This window comes from Lysinibacillus sp. FSL R5-0849, assembly GCF_038595075.1.
Taxonomy (GTDB): Bacteria; Bacillota; Bacilli; order Bacillales_A; family Planococcaceae; genus Lysinibacillus; species Lysinibacillus fusiformis.
Genome location: NZ_CP152004.1, coordinates 3,234,193 through 3,250,514, shown reverse-complemented (window position 1 = coordinate 3,250,514; position 16,322 = coordinate 3,234,193). Strand labels below are relative to the sequence as shown.

Genomic DNA, 16,322 nt, shown 5'->3' with positions numbered 1-16,322 from the left:
AGTAGGAAAAAACGGAATCGGCCGTTATCCGATTACGAGGAGGACACATGTAAAAATTTGTGTCAACTAGGGTGGAACCGCGGAAGCTTATATAGCTCTCGTCCCTTGCATAGGCAAGGTGACGGGAGCTTTTTTGTGTTGTCAAAAACATGGAATGCTAGTAGTGAGGCACCTTACTTAATATGAGGATGTCCGCCACTTACGTTGGAGGAGGGTCAGATGGAACCTCGCTCAACATAAGTAGAACCCACTTAGTCTCGATGAAAATGGCTCAATCATAGGCAATCAATATAGGAGGGAATTACATGAGTTTTAAAGTGCCAAGAGGGACACAAGATATTTTGCCAGGTCAATCTGAAAAATGGCAGAAGGTTGAAGCGATTATTCGTGATATTTGTCGCGTCTATCGCTACAACGAAATTCGCACACCGATTTTCGAGCAGACTGATTTATTTGCACGTGGTGTAGGGGAAACAACGGATGTTGTTCAAAAAGAAATGTATACATTTGAGGATCGTGGCGGTCGCTCACTAACACTACGTCCTGAAAATACAGCTGGTGTTGTACGTGCATATGTGGAACATAAAATGTTTGGCGCTCCAGATCAACCTGTTAAGCTCTCATATCTAGGGCCTATGTTCCGCTATGAGCGTCAACAAGCTGGTCGCTATCGCCAATTTGTTCAATTTGGTGTAGAGGCAATTGGTTCAGCAGATCCTGCAATTGATGCAGAAGTCATTGCACTTGCAATGGATGTCTATGAATCAGCGGGCTTAAAGGATTTAAAATTAGTGATCAATTCACTAGGTGATAAAGAAACACGTGATACGCACCGTACAGCTTTATTACAACATTTTGAGCCAAATATTCATGAATTTTGCTCAGATTGCCAAAATCGTTTACAAAAGAACCCATTGCGTATTTTAGATTGTAAGGTGGATCGTGAGCACCCACTAATGAAAACAGCTCCTGCATTAACAGAGTTCCTTACAGAGGAATCGGCTGCTTATTTTGCTCAAGTGAAATCATATTTAGATACTCTTGGCATTACGTATGAGGTTGATCCCAACCTTGTAAGAGGACTGGATTATTACAACCATACGACCTTCGAAATTATGTCAACGGCATCTGGCTTCGGAGCTATTACAACACTTTGTGGTGGTGGACGATACAATGGTCTAGTGCAAGAAATAGGCGGTCCAGATGTTCCTGGTATTGGTTTCGCTTTAAGTATTGAACGTTTGTTATTAGCGCTTGAAGCAGAAGGTGTTGAATTAGATACGGCTTCTGGATTAGACGTTTATATTATTGCCATGGGCGATGATGCAAAGCAAAAGGCGGTAGAGTTAACTAGTACTTTCCGTGCAAAGGGCCTTGCAACAGAGATGGATTATTTAGATCGTAAAATGAAAGCCCAAATGAAATCAGCCGACCGTCTAGGGGCCAAGTATACAATTGTCCTTGGTGAAACAGAGCTTGAAGAGCAAGCAGCTGCCGTAAAGCATATGGAATCTGGTGAGCAGCACAAGGTTGCATTTTCAGAGTTAGTCAATCATTTATCACAACAATCCTAAACAAAGATATGGCATTTCTCGTTAAATGCTACATAAATTGAATATATTTTGGAGGAATTTAACAATGGCTACAAGAACACATGCTAGTAACGAGCTTTCAGAAACGTTACAAGGCGAAAAAGTCGTATTAAAAGGATGGGTACAGCGTCGTCGTGACCTAGGTGGATTAATTTTCATTGATTTACGTGACCGTACAGGGATTACACAAGTAGTCTTTAGTCCAGACGTTGCAGAAGCGCATGCATTGGCGGATAAAGTGCGTAGTGAGTACGTAATTGAAATAGAAGGAACAGTTATTCTACGTACAGAGGACCAAATCAACCCGAATGTACCAAATGGTAAAATCGAGGTGGAGGCGACGAATTTAGTCGTCATTAATACAGCAAAAACTACACCATTCCAAATTGAAGATCGCACTGACGTATCAGAAGATCTACGTTTAAAATACCGTTATCTTGACCTACGTCGTCCAGTTATGTTCGATACGTTCAAAATGCGTTCGGACGTTACGCGTACAATCCGTAACTTCTTACAAAACGAAGGCTTTTTAGAGGTTGAAACTCCGATTTTAACAAAATCAACGCCAGAGGGTGCTCGTGACTATTTAGTACCATCACGTGTCCATGAAGGTGAATTTTATGCTTTACCTCAATCACCTCAGCTATTTAAACAATTATTAATGGTTGCTGGCTTTGAGAAGTATTTCCAAATTGCACGTTGCTTCCGTGATGAAGACTTACGTGCTGACCGTCAACCTGAGTTTACACAGGTGGACATTGAAACAAGCTTCTTAACACAAGAAGAAGTTTTAGAAATGAACGAGCGATTAATCCAAGCAGTCATGAAAGAAGTAAAAGGGATTGATATTCCTGCACCATTCCAACGTATGAAGTATCAGGAAGCAATGGATCGTTATGGTTCTGATAAACCAGATGTACGCTTTGGATTAGAATTAGTAGCTTTAAATGAAGTTTTTGAAGGCTGTGGTTTCAAAGTGTTTGCTGATACTGTGGCACAAGGAAAACAAGTTAAAAGTATCAATATTAAAGGTGCAGCTGACAAATACTCTCGCAAAGACATGGATGAACTAACTAAGTTCGTTGGTATTTACGGCGCTAAAGGACTTGCCTGGTTAAAGGTAACAGAGGAAGGCTTAAATGGCCCAATCGCAAAATTCTTCGATGAGGCGTTAGCGGCAGCATTAATCGAACGAATGGATGCAGAAGTTGGCGATATTCTAGTATTCGTTGCGGATAAAGCATCTGTTGTAGCGGCTTCTTTAGGGGCACTTCGTTCGAAATTAGGTCAAGACTTAGAATTAATCGACGAATCACAATTTGCATTCCTATGGATTACAGACTGGCCATTATTTGAATACTCTGAGGAGGACGGTCGTTATTATGCAGCTCACCATCCATTTACACGTCCGTTTGACGAGGATATTCCGCTAATGGATACAGATCCAGCAGCTGTTCGTGCACAGGCATATGATATCGTATTAAACGGCTATGAGCTTGGTGGTGGTTCACTACGTATTTATGAACGTGACCTACAAGAAAAAATGTTTGAATTACTTGGTTTTTCTAAAGAAGAAGCTCAAGCCCAATTCGGCTTCTTATTAGAAGCATTTGAATATGGCGTGCCACCACATGCTGGACTTGCATTTGGTCTTGATCGCTTTGTGATGCTATTAGCAGGCCGTCACAATTTACGTGATACAATTGCATTCCCGAAAACAGCAAGTGCAAGCTGCTTAATGACAGAAGCACCAAGTGAAGTATCCGCTGAGCAACTTAGCGAATTAAGCTTGGCAATTAAACCTTTTAGAAAATAATTTATAATGCAAAATACCTGGATTTCCTAGCAAAAATTGTTGGGAATCTAGGTATTTTTTGCGTTTTCTCAAGAAATTATAGATTATTAGATAAAATCGTTTGAATTATCAGAAAAGTGGTGCTATGATAACTGTAATACGAATCCTGATGTGTTTGTCTAACTGCTAATTCTACTTCACAGTTTTGACCGAACACTATCGAATCGGGAGCCTTCATTTTGTGGTCGCAAACATGCCCCTAGCGGAGCGGGACGTTTAAAGCTGCAAAGCAGGCACCCCCCTGCAAATTGCGGGTTCAAAACGAATGTTTCTTGGCATTACGGCACAATTGGGATTCGTCCTATACATAGGATTGAAAAGGAGCTTATAAAAAAGCTCCTTTTTTATGTGCAAATGTATATATACCAACCCCTCACGTATCTTAGCTTTTTTATCCAGAACTATTTCAAGGGACAAAACAGTGTATGAAAAATTTAGAAAATAGAAAAAATAGCTTTTTATTTTTGGAAAATGAGCATATAATTGGTATAGACAACTATACCTTATAAGAAATGGTGAAAATTCCTCGAAGCTTTAAAAATTTAGCTGGAGGTGAAATTTTGAAGGATACGCTATTAATCTCCCATGTCACAATGATTAATCCTGAAGGGAAACCATTTGAGGGTGATCTCTTTATTCAGGACGGGGAAATTGCTCAAATAGGCTGTAACTTAAATATCGAGGCAGCTCACTATATAGATGGTACAGATCAGGATTGGTTTCTGCTCCCAGGTTATATTGATATGCATATTCATGGATCAGCAGGCCATGATACGATGGATGCTACTCAACAGTCTTTACATGCGATGGCTAGCTCTTTAGTGCAAGAAGGTGTTACAAGTTTTCTGGCTACGACAATGACGCAATCCATCAGTAAAATTGAAAGCGCTTTATTGAATGTAGCGGAATTCCAACGTCATGAAGGAGAAGCCAATGTATTGGGTATACATGTGGAAGGTCCATTTGTTTCAAAAATTCGCGCTGGTGCTCAGCCAGTAGCTTACATGATTAGTCCTACGATTGAGCAATTTGCCCATTGGCAAAATATTAGTAACCATCAAATAAGACAAATCACGATAGCACCAGAAATAGAGGGTGGCTTTCCATTTCTTGAAGCACTAAGAGACTTTCAGGTCATTCCATCTATTGGTCACTCTGACGCTTCAATAGATGAAGTCCATAAAGCAGTAGCTTTAGGAGTAAATCAGGCCACTCATTTATATAATCAAATGCGGCCTTTTCATCATCGTGACCCTGGTGTTGTCGGTGGGGCTTTACTAGATGAAAAGATTAAAGTTGAACTCATTGTCGATTTTGTGCATAGTCATCCTCAATCAGTCATGTTGGCTTATCGTTTGAAAGGTGCAAAGGGCATTATTCTTATTACGGATGCGATGCGCGCGAAAGGATTACAGTATGGCGAATATGATTTAGGCGGGCAAACAGTGTCTGTGAGTGAAAAAGGTGCTCATTTAGCAAATGGTGCATTAGCTGGCAGTATTTTAACGATGGAACAGGCAGTAAAAAATATGAAGGCTGTTACAAATTGTTCACTTCAAGAAATAGTCGCCATGTCCTCTACAAATGCTGCGGAGCAGTTAAGGTTGTCCAAGAAGGGGCGAATCAAAGAAGGTTTTGATGCAGATTTTGTATTGCTTGATCAAAAATTAAATGTGCAAAAAACTATTTGTCGAGGTAAAGTTGTATTTGAGAAATCATAAATGAGGCGATAAGGAAGGTGCAAGAATTGTTAGAGAAAAATTCTCATATACCTATCTATATACAAATAGAAGAGATTATTAAACAACGAATTTATTTAGAAGAATACAAAATTGGAGAAACAATACCTTCAGAACGAGAGCTTTCTGCACAGTTTGATGTTAGTAGAATGACTGTTCGTCAATCCATTACCAATCTAGTGAATAGCGGTTTGCTATATCGTGAAAAAGGAAGAGGTACTTATGTTGCCAATCCAAAATTAGAGCAACCGTTAAAAGGCTTAACAAGTTTTACTGAGGATATGCGAGCAAGAGGAATGGAACCGAGTAGTAAAGTATTACGTTTTGAAAAAATTATACCGCCAGTGGATATTGCAAGGGATTTAATGATGGAGCCCGGAGAAGAAGTGTTTTTTGTCGTGCGAATAAGAAATGCTGATTCCAAGCCAATGGCGATTGAAAAAACGTATATACCTGTGAAAGTATATCCAGAGTTGGATGAGAAGCAAATAATGGGCTCGTTATATGCATTAATCGAAGCAAAATTCCATCAGAAAATTGGTAATGCCGTCCAACAAATGGAAGCAGCGATTGTGTCGAAAGAGGATGGAAAGTTTTTGCAAATTAATCAAACAGCGCCTGTTTTAATTATTAAACGTACGAGTTATCTATCTGACGGTCGGCCATTTGAGCTTGTACGTAGTACGTATCGTGCGGATCGTTACAAATTTATAAGTGAAATAAAAAGGTGATTATATGGATGCATATTTTTCTGAAATTGAAAAGCTGATCCAGGTTGTGAAGGAGCAGGAGTCTGCTTGTATAAAGGAAGCGGCACAAATTATTGTGCAACGCCTTCAAAAAGGTGGGATTATCCAATTATTCGGTTGTGGTCATTCACAGCTATTAGCACAGGAGGCATTTTATCGTGCGGGTGGTTTAGTACCTGTACGTCCGATTTTTATTGAACCTCTAGCATTACATGCAGGAGCTATAGCCTCTTCTATTAACGAAAAGGACCCAGCAATTATTGAACAACATAAAGAGCAATTTGACTTTCGTGAAAATGATATTTGTATTGTGATTTCAACTTCTGGTAGAAATGCAGCACCGATTGATGCAGCTTTATTAGCCAAACATGCAAACGTATTTGTCCTATCTCTCCAATCACTTGATTATAGGGAGCAGGCAACACGTCATCATTGTGGACTACGACTGGAAGAAGTGGTAGATCTCGTTATTAACACTCATATACCTATTGGTGATGGAGTTCTACATGCACATGCTCAAAACATGCAATATGCACCTGCATCGACAGTGATCGGTTCGCTGCTATTGAATGCTTTATTCAGCGAAGTTATTGAGGAAATTGCCAAGACTTCAACCGAGCTGCCCATTTTTGTTAGCAATAATGTAGACTCCGATTGGTCACATAATGAGATAATGATTGCCAATTATCAAGATCGAATAGATTTTACATGAAAATGGAGGCATTATGAATGAAGAAAATATATAAAATTACTACACCCGAAGGAATACATGCAAGACCCGCTGCATTACTAGTCACTGCGGTTACACCATTCGAAAGTGATATTACCTTAACTTTTCAAGAGAAGGCCGTAAATTTAAAGTCTATTATGGGTGTTATGTCATTAGGGGTTAAACCAGGAAGTGTAGTGGAAATATCAGCGGATGGACCAGATGTTGAAAAAGTATTTCAAACTATAACAGATATTATGGTATCCAAGGAAATAGGGGAAATGCTTTAAGGATTCTAGCAGTGGTTGATTTACAAACCACTGCAATTGAATCTCCTTTAACAGATTTTTAGCTATTTAATTATAAGAATATTCAGTTCTAAAAGGGGTGGTTATATGGACATTCGTATCGTCTCACCGAACGATTATGGGCAGATCCATCAATTACGAGATTATTGTTTTCCAAATAAATACACTGGGCCACGTAGAGAGGATTTTCACTATTGGATTGAGCATAGTGCAACACTAGGTGCCTATGATGCCAAAAAGGTAGTGGGGCAGCTATTAATTCTACCACTCAATATGACCGTGCATGGTATTAGCTACAAGATGGGAGGCATAGGGTTTGTCGCTACCTATCCTGAGTATCGTCAGCAGGGAATTATAAAAAAATTGATGACAGAAGCTCTACAAAATATGCGTGAAAATGGACAAATCATTTCTGTGTTAGCACCATTTTCTGTGTCCTTCTATCGTCATTTCGGATGGGAGTTGTTCTTTGAGAAATTATATTACACAATACCACAATCGATGTTCCCTTCATTTGGGAAGCAATTAGATGTCGTCAAACGGATGAGCTTTGAATGGCCAGACTCCGAGCTTTTCGAAAAGATCAAGGAATTTCATCAGGCAATGGCTATTGCTCAAAATGGTGGTATGATTCGTGATGATGCATGGTGGAAAAGAATTGAAAGAAGGAACCCTGATAGTCATTTTGCTGCCTATTTTAACGAGGGTCATTTAGAGGGATATATCCGTTATACGATCCAGCAGGGTACGTTTGACATTCAAGATTTTATCGTAGCAAATTATTCAGCAGAACAAGCTATGTGGCGTTACATGACATCTCATGCAGCGAGTGTCAGTAGTATGAAAGGGGTTACTTCCAATCATAGGCCATTTGGCTTTTATTTCGAAGAGCCACAATTTAAAAAGGAAGTTAAACAGGATGTGATGGTCAGAGTAGTAGATGCTCATGCATTTATGAAGCAATATCCATGGAAGGATATTCCAGAAACATTGTATGTCTGTATTGAAGATAAGTATTGTCCTTGGAATGAACAGATCTATCAAATAAATAAAAGTGGCCATGTCTCAATAATTGAGACAAATTCGATCAGTGACATGCATATGTTAACATTACCTATTAATCTTTTTTCTGCAATGATGGTTGGCTATCTGTCAGTAAAAGATGCTGTTATATATGCCAATCAACCTATAGAAGAGAAGATTATCCAGCAATGGCAGTGGGCATTACCTACTGAAAAACCAGCGTTTTATGAGTATTTTTAAGGAATGAATAGTCAGGAAAATTAAAATTTTTTTGAATTCTTTTGTGGACTATACCAGTTAAGTAGAATCGTTTATTTTTCTATAAAAGTGCAATAGCCCAATTTTGTAAACACTTTCATAAGGAGAAAATTACTGTAAAAAATATATTGTGGTATATACCAATAGGTGCTATTCTCAGATTAAGTAAGCGATTACACTGTTGGAAAATGAAAAAAAGGAGTGTTTGAAATGAAAAATATTATGTTAGTGTGTGTAGCTGGTATGAGTACTAGTTTATTAGTATCCAAGATGCAAAAAGCTGCACAGGAGCAAAATATTGAGGCAGATATTTATGCAATTGCAGAAGGCGAGGTTGAAAAAGTACTAGCGACTAAAAAAGCTGATGTGCTGTTATTAGGTCCTCAAGTACGCTATTTAAAGGGCTCATTTGAAACAAAATTCAAGGACATGGATTTCCCAATCGATGTTATTAATATGGCAGATTACGGCATGATGAATGGCGAAAAAGTCTTACAGCAAGCATTACAATTAATAGGTTAAAGGAGGCTCAAGGGGGATGGAAGAAACTGCATTAATGGAATCCATTATGGGGCTTATCGTTCATAGTGGACATACAAAAAGTGAATGCATGGAAGCTCTACAATTGGCAAAAAAGGGACAGATAGACGCAGCAAAGGAAAAAATTAAATTAGCGAATGAGGCATTAATCGAAGCACACCATTCTCAAACAGGTTTATTATCGCAGGAAGCAAGGGGAGAAAAAGTCGAAGTATCGATGTTATTAATTCATGCGCAAGATCATTTAATGAACGCTATTACATTTCGTGATCTAGCGCAGGAAATGATCGAATTATATGAACGAATCAAAGGGGAGTAACATCAAATTTTGATGTCACAATAAAAAGCAAAGGGAGTGTATGAGAATGTTCCGTTTTTTAGAAGAAAAATTTGTACCGGTTGCTGCTAAGGTTGGGAATCAGCGTCATTTAGTTGCCATTCGTGATGGATTTATTACGATCATGCCTTTGACGATTGTAGGATCACTGGCTGTACTTATTAATAATTTGCCTATCAAATTTTATCAAAATGCACTCGATGCCATTTGGAAACATGAGACATGGACACAGTTTGGAGGCAATGTCTGGGGCGCAACATTTGGAATCATCTCACTATTATTAGCGTTTTCCGTTGCCTACCATTTGACAAAAAGTTATGACAAGGATGCATTATCCGGAGGGGTTATCGGACTTGCCGGTTATATGACATTTGGTACGTTTGGGGAAGGTGGTTTAACGGGATTAACGACAGGTACGGGAGGAATATTTGTTGCCCTCATAACGGCCTTAATTTCCGCGGAGCTGTTCTCACGATTATCTGGCAACTCTAAACTATTGATTAAAATGCCTGCAGGTGTACCATCGGCTGTATCCAAATCTTTTGCTGCTTTACTGCCTGCAATTATTACGATTGGATTATTTGCATTAGTTCGGACGATCATTTCGGCTGGCTTTGATGTACCAGATATTATTGGATCGTTTTATTCATCAATTCAAGAGCCTTTTATGGGCTTAACAAATACATGGGTAGCTGGTCTTATTTTAGCTTTCATTCCTACGTTTTTATGGTCATTTGGTATACATGGCGCAAATATTATCGAGCCATTTATGCAATCCATTAATCTTCAAGCAATCGATGCGAATGTTGCAGCTATTTCTGCTGGCAAAGTAGCACCGTATATTATTAATAAACCGTTCTTTGATGCATTTATTAATATGGGTGGTTCAGGTACAACGATTGCCTTAATTATTGCCATCTTCATTATTGCTCGTAAAAACAAACAGTACAATACAGTAGGTAAGCTATCAGCTGCTCCTGGATTATTTAATATTAACGAGCCATTATTATTTGGTTTACCAATTGTATTAAATCCAGTTTTATTTGTACCATTTATTTTAACACCAATGGTCAATGTGACGATTGCATTCTTTGCAACAAAATGGGGGTTTGTGCCTGCAGCAACAATTGCGGTCCCATGGACGACACCACCGATTATTAATGGTTTCTTAGTAACACAATCTTGGCGTGGAGCAGTATTGAGTATCGTATTAATCTTAGTAGCTATATGCATTTACCTGCCATTCCTGTCTATGGCAAATCGCATGGCGAAGCAAAACGAGCAAAAAGCTGCTTTAGCGGCACAGAATGAACAATCAACTGTAGCCCAATCAGAAGGTCAAAAGGTAGAAGTATAAGCGTTTACTAACGGAGGGTTTGAAGTGAAGAGATTAGGTATTTCGCTGTATCCACAGCATAGTACATTAGACGAAATGAAGCGCTATGTTCAGCTAGCTCATGACAACGGTTTTGATCGTATTTTTACATGTTTGATGTCATTAAAGCAGGAAGAAGAACGGCAGAAATTACAGCAAATTAATCAATTCGCACAGCAGTTAGGGTTTGACATCTCTGCCGATATTGCGCCAGCCGTTTTTCAAGAGCTAAATTTAACCTATAGAGATATAGGGTATTTGAAAGAGCATTATCATTTGGCAGCATTACGTTTAGACATGGGTTTCTCAGGTCAGGAAGAAGCATTCATGTCACTTGATGAAAGTAATCTAAAAATTGAATTAAATATAAGCAATGGTACGAAATATGTAGACAACATTTTATCCTACCGTCCAAATAAAGAAAATATTATCGGCTGTCATAATTTTTATCCAAGACAATTTACAGGCTTATCTCGTCAGCATTTTTTACAAACCTCTCGACAGTTTAAAGCAAACAATATTCGAACGGCTGCAATGATTTCCTCACAGTATGGAAAGTTTGGACCATGGGAAGTAACGGAACAAGGTTTACCAACATTGGAGGAGCACCGTCACCTTTCTATTACGGTGCAAGCAAAAGATTTATGGCACACGGGGTTAATCGATGATTGCATCATTGGTAATATGTATGCATCGGAGGAAGAAATACGAGCTTTAGGACAATTAAATCGCCATAAGCTTGAATTAAAACTTGTTCAGTCAGCTGACACGAGTATTTTAGAGGAAACAATCCTTTATAAGGAACCACATTTTAATCGAGGGGATGTATCTGAATATGTGATTCGGAGTACACAATCTCGCGTGAAATATAAAAATGGGGACTTTCCTGTACATGATACACGACCATTAAAGGTGGGCGATGTCACGATCGATAATAATTTGGATGTTCGTTATAAAGGAGAGCTACAAATTGTACGAAAGGAAATCCCGAATGCTGGGTCAAGTAATGTTGTTGCAAGTGTTGTGGAAGAAGAACAGTTTTTACTAGCACACATTCAACCGTGGTCGTCATTTGGGTTTACGAAATGAAAATAAGAGAGGAAGGGATTGAGTCATCAATCTCTTTTTCTTTATGAGAAAGGATATGGTGTTATGTATGTTTTAGCCATTGATGGTGGTGGCACAAAAACGGCGGCGGTTATTTGTGATGAAAAAGGTCAATGTTTTGCCCAAATCGAAACGACTCGCAGTAACCCTACAGCTATGGATCAACCATATTTCGAAGCAACTATCCATTCAATCATGCAAAGCTTGCAGCAACAAAACCATCAAATAGTGGCAGAGATTACTAGCTGCTTTGCGGGTATGGCGGGTGTCAAGGAGCTTCAAGCCGAGAGCATTGTGGAATCTATATTGCGGCAATATGTATGTAGCTCCGCGTCCATTACAGTCGATAATGATGCGTTGATCGCTCTTTATGCGGGTACACTTGGAAAGGCAGGAATTGTGCAAATCGCGGGGACAGGCGCTATAACGATGGGATATGATAAGCAGCAGCATTTTCATCGAGTAGGTGGCTGGGGGTATCTTTTTGATGATGAAGGAAGCGGCTATGATTTAGGCGTCCAGCTACTAAAGGCTGTGCTACAAAGCTATGATGGCAGAGCACCAAGTACTATATTGACAGAAGCTGTGCTGAAACATTTCTCTGTAGAACATGTGCCACAATTAATCGCCTCTGTTTATGGAGAAGAGCATCCACGCACAATTATCGCGCCATTGAGTGCCTATATTGTTGCAGCGGCTGAGGATGGTGATCTAGTAGCTAAGAGAATTATTGAAGAAGCCTGTAAAAACTATTTTAAGGCCATTAAAGCATGTTATTTACGAATGGTGTGGGGGCAGGAAGAAGTGCCTGTCGTCCTATGTGGGGGCGTGTTTACGAATGAAAATTATTTTGTTCCAAGGCTTCAAGCGATGGCAAGGGAGGAAACATTACCGTTCCGTTTTAAGACCCCTGTATTACCCCCAATAGGAGGAGCTGTTATTGCGGCACTTCAACAAATGAACGTCCAATTTAGTAGTTCTTTTGTAGAGACCTTTCAAAAAAATTATGTATAATGAAGCATAGAGCAATTGAATCGATTCAATTGCTCTATTTTTTTCTTTATAATTTTCACTTGATGAATAACATGATAAAATGTAATATAGGTTTTGATTTTATCTTAGTATTTAACTAGGTTTACTAATAAAATTTCATAGATGGAGAGTGTCAGGATGTTACATCAATTTTCACGTAACGAGCTCGCTATAGGAACAGAGGGTCTCGAAAAATTAAAAAATACAACGGTTGCTATTCTTGGTGTAGGTGGCGTCGGTTCATTTGCTGCTGAAGCATGTGCACGAAGTGGTATCGGCCGAATTATATTAGTCGATAAGGATAATGTAGATATTACTAATGTGAACAGACAATTAGTGGCGTATCTATCTACAGTTGGACAATCTAAATCAGCTATTATGAAAGAGCGCATTGCAGATATTAATCCTGACTGTGAAGTCATTGATATGCATATGTTTTATACGGAAGAAACGTATGAAGAATTTTTTGCACAAGGCATTGATTATGTAATCGATGCAAGTGATACAGTCATGTATAAAATTCATATTATGAAGGAATGCTTAAAGCGTAATATTCCTATTATTGCTAGTATGGGTGCAGCGAATAAGATGGACCCTACTCGCTTCCAAATAGCAGATATTTCTAAAACACATACAGATCCACTAGCAAAAATTATTCGTACAAAGTTACGTAAAGAAGGCATTCATAAAGGTGTGACGGTTGTGTTTTCAGATGAAAGTCCGATTGTTGTACGTCCAGATGTTGTTGAACATGTAGGGAAGCCGGATGCTGCAATTCGTAAAGCGAAGATGCCGCCTTCTTCCAATGCCTTTGTGCCATCAGTAGCTGGATTAATTGCAGCAAGCTGGGTTGTTAATACGATTTTAAAAGATGTGAAAATCACACGCGTACAAGGTTATTAGTCTATAGGATTTCACAAAACAGCATAATGAATCAAATTCATAGAAGTAGCCGCCTTTATTGTTTGTAGGGGGGCTACTTTTTCTATGTTACAATAAGACCGTTATAAAAAGGAGGCGTATACAGATGGATAAAATTTATCAAATGGAGTATAGAGGTTTAAACCTTTTCGATGAAATAAGCACTGTCGAGTTAGCTATAGATGAAGAAAAGCAAACGATACATATTTATGATATTGGACAGGTTGTAAGCCCCATTTTTAATTTTGATGTATCTGCCTATGAATTGTCAGATGGCTTTTATAAAATGGCCGATATTTTGCGGCATAAGAACATATTAACGAATCAACAAGCTGATAGCGACCTAACATTAAGTGAATGGTTAATAAAAAACAATGCTTATTTTTATATCCCTAATAAGCGTATTAAAAAATATGTCCAGGGAAGCATTGTGGAAATTGTTGATCGAACTATGGAACAAGCGTTATTTGACGATTATGTACAAAGGGTATAATTTTACCAAAATAGTTCTTCTTATGTGCATAAAATGCTATTAATTCACGAAATTGTCTTATTTTTTTCATGTCTCCACTACTCTAATTGGTTTATTGCTATAATTTGAATAATTCCAATAGATAATCGATCAGTTTGTTTGGGATGCTTTGAGCTAATCAAAAATAGCCATTAAGTGCGGAATCAACAAATGACAAATGGGAGAGTGGGAAAATGGAAATTCAAATTATTCGAGATCATTTAGATATTGTCAAGCTTCAAGAGAAAATGAATGCCATTGTATTTGATTACTTAGACACATCTGATAATTATCCGAAAGCGATGCGAGAATTAAATCCTTTATATATACAAGTAACAACTTTTTATAAGGAATATATCGATCATCGGGCAGGGGAGATTCCTAGTGCAAATACGTATTGGCATTTGTTTATCGACTGTAGTGCCAAGTTATGTTATTTTTTAGCGGCTTCAACGTTCTATTCATCTAATGCTTTACAAAAGACGCCAGACAAAATCGAGAAGTTATTACATATTGCTGCTACTTCTTTACCTAGTATCGATCAAGAGGAAAATGAGCAATTATTAACAGATATTTTTGCCCTCATGTCTGAAGTCGTAGAGGATAAAGAAAAAGTGACTACGTTGCGCAATGAAGTGCTTGTACAAAAGGGTGATGTGAAGCAATGTCTTCAACAGTTTAAATTATTTGTTGATCATGAAATGAATGTCTAGACAGTGGAAGACACTCTATTGTCTGAAAATAGACTATACAAATAGGAATCTACGTGAACTTTTGTAATTATTTCTAGTTTTTCAACCGTGGTAAGTGTTGGAAAGTGGATGTATTTGCCCATTAAAGTTTCGTGGGTTCTTTTTTTATGGTATCGCTAAAAAAAGCAAAGTCTCTTCTAATGGTAGAAGTAATGACTTTGCTCTAGGAAAACTACTTTATATTTTGATGAAAAGATTTAAGTTTTTCATAGATACTAGCCATACGTTTTTCCTCACCAGCAATAACGGGTTTATAAAACTCGGTTCCTACCAGCTCATCAGGTAAGTATTGCTGATCTACCCAGCCGCCAAAAGTCCCGATTGGTGTGTTATGAGGATATTGATATCCAACATGACCTAAATCTGTTGCCCCAGCGTAGTGAGCATCACGCAAATGATGAGGTATATCACCCGTTTTACCATCATGAATCGCCTTTATCGCGTCATCGATTGCCAGGATAGCTGAATTAGATTTTGATGCTAAACACATTTCAATAACTGCACTTGCAAGTGGGATGCGTGCCTCTGGTAATCCAAGACGTTCTGCTGCCTGTATCGCGGCGAGCATATGAGAACCCACCTCAGGGTTGGCAAGGCCAATATCTTCATACGCCATGACAAGTAAACGTCTGCTGACAGCCACTAAATCACCCGTTTCTAATAAATGTGCTAAATAATATAGCGCGGCATTCGTATCACTGCCACGGACAGACTTCTGCAAGGCAGAAAGTAAATTATAAAAATGTGAGCCCTTTTTATCACCATAAACACCAATTCGACTAATTAAGTGATCAATAATATGGTCGGCTGCAATCGTTTGCCCCTCTACTTCATCACTTGCGTAGTAAATGGATTCAAGTAACGTTAATGCCTTTCGGGCATCTCCGTTAGCTGCCTCTGCAATATGCTCAATTTGTGAAGGTGTTAAGACAAAATGATATTTACCTAAACCTCGTTTTTCATCTGCAAGTGCTTTTTCTACAAGCTCCATTAGATTTTCCTTCGTTAATCGTTTAAGTTGATAAATCTCACCACAGCGAGAACGAATCGCTGGATTGACATCGTGGTAAGGATTTTCTGTTGTTGCACCGATTAAGACAATCGAGCCATTTTCCACATGTGGTAGCAAAGTGTCTTGCTGTAATTTATTGAAGCGATGAATTTCATCTAAAAAAAGTAGAACTTTTCCTGAGATTCTAGCTTCTTGGACAATATCTTCCACATCTTTTTTGCCAGCTCGTGTCGCGTTGAGTGCAAAGAAAGGGAGCTGAGAGCTTCCTGCAATTGCATTTGCAATAGAGGTTTTGCCGATGCCGGGTTCTCCGTAGAGCAACATGGAAGGGACATGTTCATTTTGAATCATTTTATATAGAGCTGTGTTTGGACCAATAAAATCTTGATGACCTACAATTTCATCAAGTGTTAAAGGACGCATTCGAAAAGCAAGTGGTTCATTGTGCAAAATAAATCCCCCTTTCAGTCGTTGTCATTTTTTATTTATCCATTTTTTTGCA

At 38.6% G+C, this 16,322-nt stretch carries 16 protein-coding genes, 1 other RNA gene and 1 other annotated feature (1 of these 18 running past the window's edge); of the genes, 16 read left to right on the top strand and 1 reads right to left on the bottom strand.

Going from position 1 to position 16,322, the window contains the following annotated elements:
• Positions 1 to 109: a binding site (T-box leader), on the top strand (it extends 134 nt beyond the left edge of the window).
• A 196-nt stretch (positions 110 to 305) separates the two neighbouring features.
• The 16 genes from hisS to MKY80_RS15925 all read left to right on the top strand — a co-directional run bounded on the left by hisS (position 306) and on the right by MKY80_RS15925 (position 14,769).
• Positions 306 to 1,574 carry a histidine--tRNA ligase gene (hisS, locus tag MKY80_RS16000; protein WP_025114383.1) on the top strand — a complete coding sequence of 423 codons (1,269 nt, stop codon included), beginning with the start codon at positions 306 to 308 and terminating at the stop codon, positions 1,572 to 1,574.
• 64 nt (positions 1,575 to 1,638) lie between these two features.
• Positions 1,639 to 3,408 (top strand): aspartate--tRNA ligase, encoded by a 1,770-nt coding sequence (gene aspS, locus MKY80_RS15995; RefSeq protein WP_342530192.1) that lies wholly within the window; start codon positions 1,639 to 1,641, stop codon positions 3,406 to 3,408.
• A gap of 139 nt (positions 3,409 to 3,547) precedes the next feature.
• Positions 3,548 to 3,747: non-coding RNA, 6S RNA (ssrS, locus tag MKY80_RS15990), on the top strand.
• Between the two features lie 212 nt (positions 3,748 to 3,959).
• A complete protein-coding gene (gene nagA, locus MKY80_RS15985; RefSeq protein ID WP_089986672.1) occupies positions 3,960 to 5,168 on the top strand; it encodes an N-acetylglucosamine-6-phosphate deacetylase in 1,209 nt (402 codons plus the stop codon).
• A 26-nt stretch (positions 5,169 to 5,194) separates the two neighbouring features.
• Positions 5,195 to 5,917 carry a GntR family transcriptional regulator gene (locus MKY80_RS15980; protein WP_025114380.1) on the top strand — a complete coding sequence of 241 codons (723 nt, stop codon included), beginning with the start codon at positions 5,195 to 5,197 and terminating at the stop codon, positions 5,915 to 5,917.
• A 4-nt stretch (positions 5,918 to 5,921) separates the two neighbouring features.
• Positions 5,922 to 6,647: an SIS domain-containing protein gene (locus MKY80_RS15975; protein ID WP_008181147.1), complete on the top strand. Its 726-nt coding sequence runs from the start codon at positions 5,922 to 5,924 to the stop codon at positions 6,645 to 6,647.
• A 17-nt stretch (positions 6,648 to 6,664) separates the two neighbouring features.
• Positions 6,665 to 6,934 carry an HPr family phosphocarrier protein gene (locus tag MKY80_RS15970; protein ID WP_008181145.1) on the top strand — a complete coding sequence of 90 codons (270 nt, stop codon included), beginning with the start codon at positions 6,665 to 6,667 and terminating at the stop codon, positions 6,932 to 6,934.
• A gap of 105 nt (positions 6,935 to 7,039) precedes the next feature.
• A complete protein-coding gene (locus MKY80_RS15965) occupies positions 7,040 to 8,215 on the top strand; it encodes a GNAT family N-acetyltransferase (RefSeq protein WP_239354993.1) in 1,176 nt (391 codons plus the stop codon).
• Positions 8,216 to 8,443: 228 nt separating this feature from the next.
• Entirely contained in the window at positions 8,444 to 8,755 is a 312-nt protein-coding gene (locus MKY80_RS15960) for a PTS sugar transporter subunit IIB (RefSeq protein WP_029986797.1), read from the top strand.
• 16 nt (positions 8,756 to 8,771) lie between these two features.
• The gene (locus MKY80_RS15955; RefSeq protein ID WP_008181140.1) at positions 8,772 to 9,092 is read left to right on the top strand and encodes a PTS lactose/cellobiose transporter subunit IIA; all 321 of its coding nucleotides are present in this window, start codon (positions 8,772 to 8,774) and stop codon (positions 9,090 to 9,092) included.
• Between the two features lie 40 nt (positions 9,093 to 9,132).
• A complete protein-coding gene (locus MKY80_RS15950) occupies positions 9,133 to 10,467 on the top strand; it encodes a PTS sugar transporter subunit IIC (RefSeq protein ID WP_043990782.1) in 1,335 nt (444 codons plus the stop codon).
• 24 nt (positions 10,468 to 10,491) lie between these two features.
• A complete protein-coding gene (locus MKY80_RS15945) occupies positions 10,492 to 11,574 on the top strand; it encodes a MupG family TIM beta-alpha barrel fold protein (RefSeq protein ID WP_008181136.1) in 1,083 nt (360 codons plus the stop codon).
• A gap of 18 nt (positions 11,575 to 11,592) precedes the next feature.
• Positions 11,593 to 12,606, top strand: a complete 1,014-nt coding sequence (locus tag MKY80_RS15940; RefSeq protein WP_342530181.1) for an ROK family protein — start codon at positions 11,593 to 11,595, stop codon at positions 12,604 to 12,606.
• 156 nt (positions 12,607 to 12,762) lie between these two features.
• Positions 12,763 to 13,527: a tRNA threonylcarbamoyladenosine dehydratase gene (locus MKY80_RS15935; protein WP_008181132.1), complete on the top strand. Its 765-nt coding sequence runs from the start codon at positions 12,763 to 12,765 to the stop codon at positions 13,525 to 13,527.
• A gap of 124 nt (positions 13,528 to 13,651) precedes the next feature.
• Positions 13,652 to 14,038, top strand: a complete 387-nt coding sequence (locus tag MKY80_RS15930; protein ID WP_008181131.1) for a hypothetical protein — start codon at positions 13,652 to 13,654, stop codon at positions 14,036 to 14,038.
• Positions 14,039 to 14,250: 212 nt separating this feature from the next.
• Positions 14,251 to 14,769, top strand: a complete 519-nt coding sequence (locus tag MKY80_RS15925) for a hypothetical protein (protein WP_043990781.1) — start codon at positions 14,251 to 14,253, stop codon at positions 14,767 to 14,769.
• 211 nt (positions 14,770 to 14,980) lie between these two features.
• Here the strand turns inward: MKY80_RS15925 and MKY80_RS15920 are convergent, their stop codons facing one another.
• The gene (locus MKY80_RS15920) at positions 14,981 to 16,270 is read right to left on the bottom strand and encodes a replication-associated recombination protein A (RefSeq protein ID WP_043990780.1); all 1,290 of its coding nucleotides are present in this window, start codon (positions 16,268 to 16,270) and stop codon (positions 14,981 to 14,983) included.
• Positions 16,271 to 16,322 lie beyond the last annotated feature (52 nt).

Bases quoted from the DNA above. Each gene is read 5' to 3' on its own strand.
- MKY80_RS15935 (WP_008181132.1), top strand. From the start codon at position 12,763: ATGTTACATCAATTTTCACGTAACGAGCTCGCTATAGGAACAGAGGGT.
- aspS (WP_342530192.1), top strand. From the start codon at position 1,639: ATGGCTACAAGAACACATGCTAGTAACGAGCTTTCAGAAACGTTACAA.
- MKY80_RS15965 (WP_239354993.1), top strand. From the start codon at position 7,040: ATGGACATTCGTATCGTCTCACCGAACGATTATGGGCAGATCCATCAA.
- MKY80_RS15975 (WP_008181147.1), top strand. From the start codon at position 5,922: ATGGATGCATATTTTTCTGAAATTGAAAAGCTGATCCAGGTTGTGAAG.
- MKY80_RS15925 (WP_043990781.1), top strand. From the start codon at position 14,251: ATGGAAATTCAAATTATTCGAGATCATTTAGATATTGTCAAGCTTCAA.
- nagA (WP_089986672.1), top strand. From the start codon at position 3,960: ATGGTGAAAATTCCTCGAAGCTTTAAAAATTTAGCTGGAGGTGAAATT.
- MKY80_RS15970 (WP_008181145.1), top strand. From the start codon at position 6,665: ATGAAGAAAATATATAAAATTACTACACCCGAAGGAATACATGCAAGA.
- MKY80_RS15955 (WP_008181140.1), top strand. From the start codon at position 8,772: ATGGAAGAAACTGCATTAATGGAATCCATTATGGGGCTTATCGTTCAT.
- MKY80_RS15960 (WP_029986797.1), top strand. From the start codon at position 8,444: ATGAAAAATATTATGTTAGTGTGTGTAGCTGGTATGAGTACTAGTTTA.
- MKY80_RS15930 (WP_008181131.1), top strand. From the start codon at position 13,652: ATGGATAAAATTTATCAAATGGAGTATAGAGGTTTAAACCTTTTCGAT.
- MKY80_RS15950 (WP_043990782.1), top strand. From the start codon at position 9,133: ATGAGAATGTTCCGTTTTTTAGAAGAAAAATTTGTACCGGTTGCTGCT.
- hisS (WP_025114383.1), top strand. From the start codon at position 306: ATGAGTTTTAAAGTGCCAAGAGGGACACAAGATATTTTGCCAGGTCAA.